This window comes from Streptomyces amritsarensis, assembly GCF_001953875.1.
Classification (GTDB): Bacteria; Actinomycetota; Actinomycetes; order Streptomycetales; family Streptomycetaceae; genus Streptomyces; species Streptomyces amritsarensis.
On record NZ_MQUR01000150.1, the window covers coordinates 1 to 11,468 of the forward strand.

Consider the following 11,468-nt stretch of genomic DNA (forward strand, 5'->3'; position numbering starts at 1 on the left):
TCACGGCCGGTCCAGCCGGTAGACGCGGCGGGCGTTGCCCGCCGCGACCATGGCCGCCACCCGGTCCGCGTCCCGCCAGGACCAGGACCCCTCGGCGACCCAGCCGCCCAGCACCCGGGCCAGCGCCTCCCGGAACACCAGGGCGCCCACCGCGTGCAGTTCGGGCAGCCGCCCTCCCCCGCTGGAGAACAGCAGCTTCCCGAACGGCGCCAGTTCGAGCAGCTCGGCCAGGACCGCCGAGGCCCGCGCCCCGGTCCGCCCGAGGCCCGCGCCGGCGTCGGCGTAGACGTGCGGGAAGGCCTCCGCGAGCCGCGCCGCGTGCCGGTGGTACGGATAGCCGCCGAGCAGTACCAGCCGCGTGCCGAGCCCCTCGGTGGCCCGCACGAACCCGGTCAGCGCCGCGGGATCCCCCGTACCCGTGTGCAGCTGGAGCGGCAGCCCGGAGGCCACCGCGCTCCAGAGCAGGTGCCGCAGGAGGACGGGGTCCCGTACGGCTCCCCCGCGCGGCCGCCCGGCCAGCCAGCGTCCGGCCGCCCCGCGCACCTCGCCCGGGCCGGGCGGATCGGGATCGAGATCGAGGCCCGTGCCGTCCGCGCGGCCCGGGCCGGCGGCGCAGGCGAAGGGTGTGGCGCAGGCGAAGGCGGCGGCGCCCGCGGCGGCGTGGTGGACGGCCTCGGCGAGGTTGGCCAGGAAGGCGGCCACCGTCCCGGAGGTGTCGGCGGCCTGCTCGGCCAGTAACTCCAGCCGGACCGTCTCGAAGGCCTCGGCGTCGGCGGCGAGCGCCAGCTCCTTGGGCGAGGTGAGGTCCCCGATCGGGCCGGTGTCGACCAGATAGGCGGCGACGTCGGAGCCCCGCAGCAGCCGGCGCGCGGACTCGGCGGGGCCCAGCTCGCGGCGCCGGGCCAGATAGCGGGCGGGGGCGGCGTGCGGCTCCAGCCCCAGCAGCGGCGGGCACCAGCGGCGGACCGCGAAACCGGTCTGGGTGTCGAAGAAGGTGGTGCCCGCGGCGGGCGGGCCGGCCGAGTGGATCAGCTGGGCCTCGAAGGTGCCCAGGCCCAGCTCCGTACGGAGGACTCCGTGGCAGTACTGGTCCACCAGGGGCGGCGTTTCGATCATCCGGGCATCCCGTTGCGGACGTGGGGAAGGCGCTTCCACACGTCCTAACGGGTGAGCGGGGTGTGAGGTGTTGCTCGGGCTGTTGACCGAGCCCGCACGCCGGTCCCCCGGAGGGGCCGGGGCGGTCAGGCCGCCGGGTTGCCGGATCCGCCGAGCTGGATGCCGGCCATCCGCGACCACTCGTACGGGCCGGTCCGCACGCGCGCGGCGAACTCCCCGTCGAACTCCTCGTGGAGGGTGAGCCCGGCCTTCTCCGCGGCCAGCTGCGCCGTCGCGAAGGTCGGGGCCACCAGGTCGCCCCAGGCGCCGTCCGTGCCCACGAGCACGATGCGGGTGCCGGCCTGGCCGATGTGGGCGAGCTGGCCCTCGGCGCCGCCGTGCTGCTTGGCGAAGGCGCCGATCTGCTTGGCCAGCTTCGCGGCGGTACGGTCCTGCTTCTTGTCCGCGGCGCCTGCGGCGGCCGAGGTGTCTGCGGTGTCTCCCATGGAAGCCATGCTACCGGCGAGTAATCAGCGGAGGAAGGGATCCACGGCCACCGCCACGAACAGCAGCGACACATAGGTGATCGACCAGTGGAACAGGCGCATCTCCTTGAGCTTCGCGCCCGTCACGCCGGCCTTGGCCCGCGCGTGCAGCGCGTGCGCCTCCCACAGCCACCAGCCGCCGGCCAGCAGCGCCACCGAGGTGTAGAACCAGCCGGTGTAGCCCAGCGGGGTCAACAGCAGCGAGACGCCGACCATGACCCAGCTGTAGAGGACGATCTGGCGCGCCACGACCTTGTTGCCGGCGACGACGGGGAGCATCGGCACGCCGACGCGCGCGTAGTCGTCGGCCACCTTCATCGACAGCGGCCAGTAGTGCGGCGGCGTCCAGAAGAAGATGACGAGGAAGAGGATGACGGCGGCCCAGGAGACCTCGTTGCGGACCGCGGACCAGCCGATGAGCACCGGCATGCAGCCCGCGATGCCGCCCCAGACGATGTTCTGGGTCGTGCGCCGCTTCAACAGCATCGTGTAGACGACCACGTAGAAGAGGAGCGCGCCGAGCGCCAGGGCGGCCGACAGCCAGTTGACGAGCAGCCCGAAGAACAGGGTGGAGACCACGCCGAGCGTGATGCCGAAGACCAGGCACTCCCGCGGGCTGACCATGCCGGTCACCAGCGGGCGCTGGGAGGTCCGGTCCATCAGCGCGTCGATGTCGCGGTCGATGTACATGTTCAGCGCGTTGGCGCCGCCCGCGGACAGGTAACCGCCGACGCAGGTCACCAGGACCAGCCACAGCGACGGCACGCCCTGCTCCGCGAGGAACATGACCGGCACTGTGGTGATCAGCAGAAGTTCGATGATCCGCGGCTTGGTCAATGCCACGAAAGCCATGACGCGGGTCCCGAACGGCCGGTGACCGGGGCTCGTCCCGAGCACCCCCGCTGGACGGGATTCGACGGCCGTCACGCACACCCCTGAGAGAGAATCCAGCAAGCTCCGACTCGGGCCGTTCACAACATGAAGGCCCGGTTAAGGCTTGCGCGTACCACGCCACTGTAGACGTTGCGCTTCCGTCGCCCCGCGCCGGGGTCGCCTCGTGTTGGGCCGATCGGACCGTGCATACATACGGGGGACCGCGCCCGCCGCGCCCCCGTGGCCGGGTGAACGCCGGTCGGCGGCGCGATGACGGACCGCCTGCACTCGAATAGCTGCACGCCGTTGCGGGGGTAGGCTCGGAATCGCCGGTGCACCGTTCGTCACCGGGATACGAACATGTGGAGAGGAGCCCTGACCCACGGTGAGCACCAAGCCGACCACCACAGAGCTCGAGTGGACCGAACTGGACCAGCGGGCCGTCGACACCGCCCGCATCCTGGCCGCTGACGCGGTCCAGAAGGTCGGAAACGGCCACCCCGGGACGGCGATGAGCCTCGCCCCCGCCGCGTACACCCTCTTCCAGAAGGTCATGCGGCACGACCCGGCGGACCCCGAGTGGGTGGGCCGCGACCGTTTCGTGCTCTCCGCGGGGCACTCGTCCCTGACCCTCTACACCCAGCTGTACCTGGGCGGGTTCGGGCTCGAACTGGACGACCTGAAGTCCTTCCGCACCTGGGGCTCCAAGACCCCCGGCCACCCGGAGTACGGCCACACGGCCGGCGTCGAGACCACCACCGGCCCCCTCGGCCAGGGTGTCGCCAACGCGGTGGGCATGGCCATGGCCGCCCGCTACGAGCGCGGCCTCTTCGACCCGCAGGCCGCCCCGGGCACCTCCCCGTTCGACCACATGGTCTACGCGATCGCGGGCGACGGCTGCCTCCAGGAGGGCATCTCCCACGAGGCGTCCGCCCTGGCCGGCCACCAGAAGCTGGGCAACCTCGTCCTCCTCTGGGACGACAACCACATCTCCATCGAGGGTGACACGGAGACGGCCGTCTCCGAGGACACCTTGAAGCGCTACGAGGCGTACGGCTGGCACGTCCAGCGCGTCGAGCAGCAGGAGAACGGCGACCTCGACCCGAAGGCGCTGTTCGCCGCGCTGCAGGCCGCCAAGGCCGTCACGGACCGCCCGTCCTTCATCGCGGCCCGCTCGATCATCGCCTGGCCCGCCCCGCACGCCCAGAACACCGAGGCCGCCCACGGCTCGGCGCTCGGCGACGACGAGGTCGCGGCCACCAAGCGCGTGCTCGGCTTCGACCCGGAGCAGACCTTCGAGGTCGCCGACGAGGTCATCGCCCACACCCGCAAGGCGCTGGACCGGGGCCGCGAGGCCAAGGCCGCCTGGGAGAAGGACTTCTCCGCCTGGCGCACCGCCAACCCCGAGCGCGCCGCCGACTTCGACCGCATCAACGCCAACGAGCTGCCCGCCGGCTGGGAGGACGAGCTCCCCGTCTTCGAGGCCGGCAAGGCCGTCGCCACCCGCGCCGCCTCCGGCAAGGTCCTCCAGGCGCTCGGCGCGGTCATCCCCGAGCTGTGGGGCGGCTCGGCCGACCTGGCCGGCTCCAACAACACCACCATCGACAAGGAATCCTCGTTCCTGCCGGTGGGCAACCCGCTGCCGGAGGCCGACCCGTACGGCCGCACCATCCACTTCGGCATCCGCGAGCACGCCATGGCCGCGGCCATGAACGGCATCGCCCTGCACGGCCACACCCGTATCTACGGCGGCACCTTCCTGGTGTTCTCCGACTACATGCGCAACGCCGTGCGCCTGTCCGCCCTGATGCACCTGCCGGTGACCTACGTGTGGACGCACGACTCCATCGGCCTCGGCGAGGACGGCCCGACGCACCAGCCGGTCGAGCACCTCGCCTCGCTGCGCGCCATCCCGGGCCTGACGATCGTCCGCCCGGCCGACGCCAACGAGACCGCGATCGCCTGGCGCGAGATCCTGAAGCGCCACACCAAGGTGTTCGGCAAGGGCACCCCGCACGGCCTGGCCCTCACCCGCCAGGGCGTGCCGACGTACGAGGCCGACGAGAACACCGTCAAGGGCGGGTACGTGCGCTTCGAGGCCGAGGGTGGCGACGCCCAGGTCGTCCTCATCGCCACCGGCTCCGAGGTCCACGTGGCCGTCGAGGCCCGCGAGCAGCTCCAGGCCGCCGGCATCCCCACCCGCGTCGTCTCGATGCCGTCCGTCGAGTGGTTCGAGGAGCAGGACCAGGCGTACAAGGACAGCGTCCTGCCGCCCTCCGTCAAGGCCCGGGTCGCGGTCGAGGCGGGCATCGGCCTGACCTGGCACCGCTACGTCGGTGACGCGGGCCGGATCGTGTCGCTGGAGCACTTCGGTGCCTCGGCCGACGCGAAGGTGCTGTTCCGCGAGTTCGGGTTCACGCCGGAGGCCGTTGCCGCCGCCGCCCGCGACTCCCTCGCCGCCGCCGCGCGCTGACGCCCGTACTACACCAGTAGGAGATGCAATTCCCATGACAGACGCACTCAAGCGCCTCTCCGACGAAGGCGTGGCGATCTGGCTGGACGACCTGTCCCGCAAGCGCATCACGTCCGGCAACCTGGCCGAGCTCATCGACCAGTCGCACGTGGTCGGTGTCACCACCAACCCGGCGATCTTCCAGAAGGCGATCAGCGGCGGCGAGGGCTACGAGCAGCAGCTCACCGACCTCGCGACCCGCAAGGTCACCGTGGACGAGGCGCTGCGCATGATCACGACGGCGGACGTCAGGGACGCCGCCGACATCCTGCGCCCCGTCTACGACCGCACCGACGGCCAGGACGGCCGCGTCTCGATCGAGGTCGACCCCCGTCTGGCCCACGACACCGCGGCGACGATCGCCGAGGCCAAGCAGCTCGCCTGGCTGGTGGACCGGCCGAACACGCTCATCAAGATCCCGGCGACGAAGGCCGGCCTGCCGGCGATCACCGAGGTCATCGGCAAGGGCATCAGCGTCAACGTCACGCTGATCTTCTCGCTGGAGCGCTACCGCGAGGTCATGGACGCCTACGTGGCGGGTCTGGAGAAGGCCAAGGCCGCCGGCCTGGACCTCTCCCTGATCCACTCGGTCGCCTCCTTCTTCGTGTCCCGCGTGGACACCGAGATCGACAAGCGCCTGGACGCCGTCGGCACCGACGAGGCGAAGGCCCTGAAGGGCAAGGCGGCTCTCGCCAACGCCCGCCTGGCCTACGAGGCCTACGAGGAGGTCTTCTCCTCGGACCGCTGGACCGCCCTGGAGCGCGCCGGAGCCAACAAGCAGCGTGCGCTGTGGGCGTCGACGGGCGTCAAGGACCCGGCGTACAAGGACACCCTGTACGTGGACGACCTGGTCGCCCCGAACACGGTGAACACCATGCCGGAGGCCACCTTGGAGGCCACCGCCGACCACGGTTCGATCACCGGTGACACCGTGCGCGGCACCTACGAGCAGGCCCGTGCCGAGCTCGATGCGGTCGCGAAGCTGGGCATCTCGTACGACGATGTCGTTCAGCTGCTGGAAGACGAGGGCGTCGAGAAGTTCGAGGCGTCCTGGAACGACCTGCTGAAGTCGACCGAGGCGGAGCTGCAGCGCCTCGCCCCCACGGAGGCCTGACCACTTTGTCTGTAAACGGAGCGAACCCGCTTCGTGACGCACAGGACCGGCGGCTCCCGCGCATCGCGGGGCCGTCCGGCCTGGTCATTTTCGGCGTTACGGGTGACCTGTCGCGCAAGAAGCTGATGCCTGCCGTCTACGACCTCGCCAACCGCGGCCTGCTCCCGCCGGGCTTCTCCCTCATCGGCTTCGCCCGCAGGGAGTGGGAGCACGAGGACTTCGCCCAGGAGGTGTACGAGGCGGTCAAGGAGCACTCGCGCACCCCCTTCCGTGAGGAGGTCTGGCAGCAGCTGGTGCAGGGCTGCCGCTTCGTCCAGGGCGACTTCGACGACGACGCCGCCTTCGAGACGCTGAAGGCGACGATCGACGAGCTCGACAAGGCGCAGGGCACCGGCGGCAACTTCGCCTTCTACCTGTCCGTGCCCCCGAAGTTCTTCCCCAAGGTGGTCCAGCAGCTCAAGGACCACGGTCTGGCGCAGAAGGAGGGCTCGTGGCGGCGTGCCGTCATCGAGAAGCCCTTCGGCCACGACCTGAAGAGCGCCGAGGAGCTCAACAAGGTCGTCCACGAGGTCTTCCCGCGTGACGAGGTCTTCCGGATCGACCACTACCTCGGCAAGGAGACCGTCCAGAACATCCTGGCGCTCCGCTTCGCCAACACGATGTTCGAGCCGATCTGGAACCGGTCGTACGTCGACCACGTGCAGATCACCATGGCCGAGGACATCGGCATCGGCGGCCGGGCGGGCTACTACGACGGCATCGGCGCGGCCCGCGACGTCATCCAGAACCACCTGCTCCAACTGCTCGCGCTGACCGCGATGGAGGAGCCGGGCTCCTTCCACCCCAAGGCGCTGGTGGCGGAGAAGCTCAAGGTCCTGACGGCGGTGCAGCTGCCGGAGGACCTGGGCAAGCACACCGTGCGCGGCCAGTACGCGGCGGCGTGGCAGGGTGGCGAGAAGGTCGTCGGGTACCTCGAAGAGGACGGCATCGACCCCAAGTCGAAGACCGACACCTATGCGGCCATCCGCCTGGAGATCAACAACCGCCGCTGGGCGGGCGTCCCCTTCTACCTGCGGACGGGCAAGCGCCTGGGCCGCCGGGTGACGGAGATCGCCGTGGTCTTCAAGCGGGCCCCGTACCTGCCGTTCGAGTCGGGCGCGACCGAGGAGCTGGGGCAGAACGCCCTGGTCATCCGGGTCCAGCCGGACGAGGGCGTGACGGTCCGCTTCGGGTCGAAGGTTCCCGGCACCTCCATGGAGGTCCGGGACGTCACGATGGACTTCGCCTACGGGGAGTCCTTCACGGAGTCGAGCCCCGAGGCGTACGAGCGGCTCATCCTCGACGTGCTCCTCGGCGACGCGAACCTCTTCCCGCGCCACCAGGAGGTCGAGCTGTCCTGGAACATCCTCGACCCGATCGAGGAGTACTGGGACAAGCACGGCAAGCCCGCGCAGTACCCGGCGGGCACCTGGGGGCCGGTCGAGGCGGACGAGATGCTCGCACGAGACGGACGGAGCTGGCGCCGGCCATGAAGATCGACCTCACGGAGACCAACTCCAGCAAGATCAACGCCGCGATGGTGCAGGCACGCCGGGACATCGGCACGCCTGCCGTCGGCATGGTCCTCACGCTGGTGATCGTGACCGACGAGGAGAACGCGTACGACGCGCTCAAGTCGGCGAACGACGCGTCCCACGAACACCCCTCGCGGATCGTCGTCGTCATCAAGCGGGCCAGCCGCTCGCCCCGCAGCCGCCGTGACGCCCGGCTCGACGCGGAAGTCCGCGTCGGGGCGGACGCGGGCAGTGGCGAGACGGTCGTGCTGCGCCTTCACGGCGAACTGGTCGACCACGCCCAGTCGGTGGTTCTCCCGCTGCTCCTTCCGGATGCGCCTGTGGTCGTCTGGTGGCCGGACGGTGCTCCCACGGACCTGGCGGGCGATCCGCTGGGTGCGCTCGGGCAGCGCCGCATCACGGACACGTACTCCTGCGAGGACCCGGTCGGGACGCTCGGCTCCCGGGCCGGGGCGTACGCGCCCGGGGACACGGACCTGTCGTGGACCCGGATCACCCCGTGGCGCTCCATGCTGGCGGCGGCACTGGACCAGCAGGCCCTGACGGTCGTCTCGGCGACCGTGGAGGGCGAGGGCGACAACCCGAGCTGTGAACTGCTGGCCATGTGGCTGGCGGACCGGCTCCAGGTCCCCGTCCGCCGCACGCTGTCGGCGGGGCCGGGCCTGACGGCCGTACGCCTGGCGACCAAGGACGGCGACATCGTCCTGAACCGGGCGGACGGCGGGCTGGCCACGCTGTGCATGCCGGGGCAGCCCGACCGGAACGTGGCGCTCAAGCGCCGCGACACGGCCGAGCTCCTGGCGGAGGAGCTGCGCCGGCTGGACCCGGACAACACCTACGAGGCGTCCCTGAAGTACGGGGTGTCCCAGCTGGCGGCGGCTTCGCCGAAGCCCGAGGCCGACGCTCCGGCGGAGGGGGCTCCGGCCGAGAAGCCGGCGGCCAAGCCGGCCGCCAAGCCGGCGAAGAAGGCGACGGCCAAGTAACGGGATGCCGCTGCGCGGAGCCCTCCCCGCCCGGCCCCTGGCCCAGGAAACGGCGAAGGGGCGGGGTGGGGGAAGGGCTCCGCGCGGCGGCGACCGCACATCACCCCAGAACCCACGAAGGCGGCAGCACATGGGTATGACGACTCCTCAGGTCGTCGTCCACCGGGACAAGGAACTGATGGCCCAGGCCACCGCGGCCCGGCTCATCACGAAGATCGTGGACGCCCAGGCGGCCCGCGGCACCGCGTCCGTGGTCCTCACCGGCGGACGCAACGGCAACGGCCTGCTTGCCGCGCTGGCCACCGCCCCGGCCCGCGACGCGGTCGACTGGCACCGGCTCGACCTGTGGTGGGGCGACGAGCGGTACGTGCCCGCCGACGACCCCGAGCGCAACCACACCCAGGCCCGCGAGGCCCTCCTGGACTCCGTCCCGGTCGATCCCGCCCGCGTGCACGCCATGCCGGCCTCGGACGGCCCGTACGGTGCCGACGTGGACGCGGCGGCCGCCGCGTACGCGGCCGAACTGGCGCGGGCGGCCGGTCCGGAGGACCACGGTCCGGTCCCCCGCTTCGACGTGCTGATGCTGGGCGTCGGCCCGGACACGCATGTGGCCTCGCTCTTCCCCGAGCACCCGGCGACCCGGGAGACCGACCGCACGGTGGTCGGCGTGCACGGCGCGCCCAAGCCCCCGCCCACCCGGATCTCGCTGACCCTCCCGGCCATCCGGGCGGCCCGTGAGGTCTGGCTGCTCGCGGCCGGCGAGGACAAGGCCGGGGCGGTCTCCATCGCCCTCGGCGGGGCCGGCGGCGTACAGGCGCCGGCCGCGGAGGCGTACGGGCGCTCGCGCACCCTGTGGCTCCTGGACCGCGCGGCGGCGGCCAAGCTGCCGTCGGGGATGTACCCTCCGGCCTCCGCCTGACGGCTCGCCGGGCGGGAGCCGACGCGAAGGGCCCGCTCTCCCCGTTGCCGGGGGGAGCGGGCCCTTCGCGCTTGTGTCAGCCGCGTCCGCGCAGCTTCCGGTAGGTGTCGACCAGGGCCTTCGTCGAGGCGTCCAGGCCGGGCACGTCCGCGCCTTCGGTCAGTGCGGGCTCGACGCGCTTGGCGAGGACCTTGCCGAGCTCGACGCCCCACTGGTCGAAGGAGTCGATGTTCCACACGGCGCCCTGGACGAACACCTTGTGCTCGTACAGCGCGATCAGCTGGCCCAGCACGCCCGGGGTCAGCTCCGTGGCCAGGATGGTGGTCGTGGGGTGGTTGCCGTGGAAGGTCTTGTGCGGGACCAGCGACTCCGGCGCACCTTCCGCGCGGACCTCGTCGGCCGTCTTGCCGAAGGCCAGGGCCTGGGTCTGTGCGAAGAAGTTGGCCATCAGCAGGTCGTGCTGGGCCGCCGGGGCCGCCTCCAGCTCGGCCACCGGCTTGGCGAAGCCGATGAAGTCCGCGGGGATGACCTTCGTGCCCTGGTGGATGAGCTGGTAGTAGGCGTGCTGCCCGTTGGTGCCGGGGGTGCCCCAGACCACCGGGCCGGTCTGCCAGTCCACCGGATTGCCGTCGCGGTCCACGGACTTGCCGTTGGACTCCATGTCCAGCTGTTGCAAGTAGGCGGTGAAGCGCGAGAGGTAGTGGCTGTAGGGGAGCACGGCGTGCGACTGGGCATCGAAGAAGGCGCCGTACCAGATCCCCAACAGGCCCATCAGGAGCGGGGCGTTCTCCTCGGCGGGCGCCGTGCGGAAGTGCTGGTCCATCAGGTGGAAGCCGGCCAGCAGGTCGCGGAAGGCGCCCGGGCCGATCGCGATCATGAGGGAGAGCCCGATGGCGGAGTCGAAGGAGTAGCGCCCGCCGACCCAGTCCCAGAACTCGAACATGTTGGCCGGGTCGATGCCGAACTCGGTGACCTTCTCCGCGTTGGTCGAGAGCGCCACGAAGTGCCGTGCCACGGCGGCCTGGTCGCCGCCCAGGCCCGCGAGCAGCCAGCCGCGCGCGGAGGTGGCGTTGGTGATGGTCTCGATGGTGGTGAAGGTCTTGGAGGCGATGATGAACAGCGTCTCGGCGGGGTCCAGGTCGCGCACGGCCTCGTGCAGGTCCGCGCCGTCGACGTTGGACACGAAGCGTACGGTCAGGCCGCGGTCGGCGAAGGCGCGCAGGGCCTCGTAGGCCATCGCCGGGCCCAGGTCGGAGCCGCCGATGCCGACGTTGACGACGTTCCTGATGCGCTTGCCGGTGTAGCCGGTCCAGGCTCCCGACCTGATCTGCTCGCAGAAGGCCGCCATCTTGTCCAGGACCGCGTGCACGCCGGGGACGACGTTCTCGCCGTCCACCTCGACGACGGCGTCGGCCGGTGCGCGCAGCGCGGTGTGCAGGACCGCCCGGTCCTCGGTCGTGTTGATCTTCTCGCCGCGGAACATGGCCTCGCGCAGCTCGGCCACGCCCGTCGCCGCGGCCAGCTCGCGCAGCAGCTGGAGCGTCTCGTCGGTGACGAGGTGCTTGGAGTAGTCGATGTGCAGGTCCCCGACCCGCAGGGTGTAGCCGGCGCCGCGGCCGGGATTCTCCTCGAACAGCTGCCGCAGATGCGTCTGGCCGAACTCCTCCCGGTGCTTGCCGAGTGCCAGCCACTCGGGCGTCCGGTTGAGCTTCGTACGGCTGCCTTCATTCATCTCGGACATCAACCCGTTTCTTCCGTCCTGTCGTGCCCCGCCGTTCACCAACTTAAGGGATCACAAGCGGCGCATCGCACACAAAGAGGCCCGGCCCCGCAGGAGAGATTCCTGCGGGGCC

9 protein-coding genes are annotated in these 11,468 nt (G+C 71.3%); 5 read left to right on the top strand and 4 right to left on the bottom strand.

All coding sequences use genetic code 11. The features are described from left to right. The 3 genes from AVW11_RS34025 to AVW11_RS34035 all read right to left on the bottom strand — a co-directional run bounded on the left by AVW11_RS34025 (position 1) and on the right by AVW11_RS34035 (position 2,573). Complete coding sequence (locus AVW11_RS34025) at positions 1-1,116, bottom strand: amidohydrolase family protein (protein ID WP_030846262.1); 1,116 nt, start codon at positions 1,114-1,116, stop codon at positions 1-3. Between the two features lie 125 nt (positions 1,117-1,241). Continuing rightward, positions 1,242-1,601: a hypothetical protein gene (locus AVW11_RS34030; RefSeq protein WP_030846263.1), complete on the bottom strand. Its 360-nt coding sequence runs from the start codon at positions 1,599-1,601 to the stop codon at positions 1,242-1,244. A gap of 24 nt (positions 1,602-1,625) precedes the next feature. Beyond that, entirely contained in the window at positions 1,626-2,573 is a 948-nt protein-coding gene (locus AVW11_RS34035; RefSeq protein WP_076046947.1) for a heme o synthase, read from the bottom strand. A 325-nt stretch (positions 2,574-2,898) separates the two neighbouring features. Here AVW11_RS34035 and tkt point away from each other — a divergent pair, with 325 nt between their 5' ends. The 5 genes from tkt to pgl all read left to right on the top strand — a co-directional run bounded on the left by tkt (position 2,899) and on the right by pgl (position 9,615). Further along, entirely contained in the window at positions 2,899-4,986 is a 2,088-nt protein-coding gene (gene tkt, locus AVW11_RS34040) for a transketolase (protein WP_076046948.1), read from the top strand. A 34-nt stretch (positions 4,987-5,020) separates the two neighbouring features. Continuing rightward, positions 5,021-6,139 carry a transaldolase gene (gene tal, locus AVW11_RS34045; RefSeq protein ID WP_030846266.1) on the top strand — a complete coding sequence of 373 codons (1,119 nt, stop codon included), beginning with the start codon at positions 5,021-5,023 and terminating at the stop codon, positions 6,137-6,139. Positions 6,140-6,144: 5 nt separating this feature from the next. After that, positions 6,145-7,671, top strand: a complete 1,527-nt coding sequence (gene zwf, locus AVW11_RS34050; protein WP_030766695.1) for a glucose-6-phosphate dehydrogenase — start codon at positions 6,145-6,147, stop codon at positions 7,669-7,671. Next, positions 7,668-8,696, top strand: coding sequence for a glucose-6-phosphate dehydrogenase assembly protein OpcA (opcA, locus tag AVW11_RS34055; protein ID WP_076046949.1), 1,029 nt, complete (start codon positions 7,668-7,670; stop codon positions 8,694-8,696). Before zwf ends, opcA begins: the two co-directional genes overlap by 4 nt. Positions 8,697-8,832: 136 nt before the next feature. Beyond that, on the top strand, positions 8,833-9,615 hold the full coding sequence (gene pgl / locus AVW11_RS34060; protein WP_076046950.1) for a 6-phosphogluconolactonase: 783 nt from the start codon (positions 8,833-8,835) through the stop codon (positions 9,613-9,615). Positions 9,616-9,691: 76 nt separating this feature from the next. On the opposite strand, the gene pgi is transcribed toward pgl, so the two are convergent. Continuing rightward, complete coding sequence (gene pgi, locus AVW11_RS34065) at positions 9,692-11,347, bottom strand: glucose-6-phosphate isomerase (RefSeq protein WP_076046951.1); 1,656 nt, start codon at positions 11,345-11,347, stop codon at positions 9,692-9,694. Positions 11,348-11,468 lie beyond the last annotated feature (121 nt).

Bases quoted from the DNA above. Each gene is read 5' to 3' on its own strand.
- AVW11_RS34025 (WP_030846262.1), bottom strand. From the start codon at position 1,116: ATGATCGAAACGCCGCCCCTGGTGGACCAGTACTGCCACGGAGTCCTC.
- AVW11_RS34030 (WP_030846263.1), bottom strand. From the start codon at position 1,601: ATGGGAGACACCGCAGACACCTCGGCCGCCGCAGGCGCCGCGGACAAG.
- tal (WP_030846266.1), top strand. From the start codon at position 5,021: ATGACAGACGCACTCAAGCGCCTCTCCGACGAAGGCGTGGCGATCTGG.
- opcA (WP_076046949.1), top strand. From the start codon at position 7,668: ATGAAGATCGACCTCACGGAGACCAACTCCAGCAAGATCAACGCCGCG.
- pgl (WP_076046950.1), top strand. From the start codon at position 8,833: ATGACGACTCCTCAGGTCGTCGTCCACCGGGACAAGGAACTGATGGCC.
- pgi (WP_076046951.1), bottom strand. From the start codon at position 11,347: ATGAATGAAGGCAGCCGTACGAAGCTCAACCGGACGCCCGAGTGGCTG.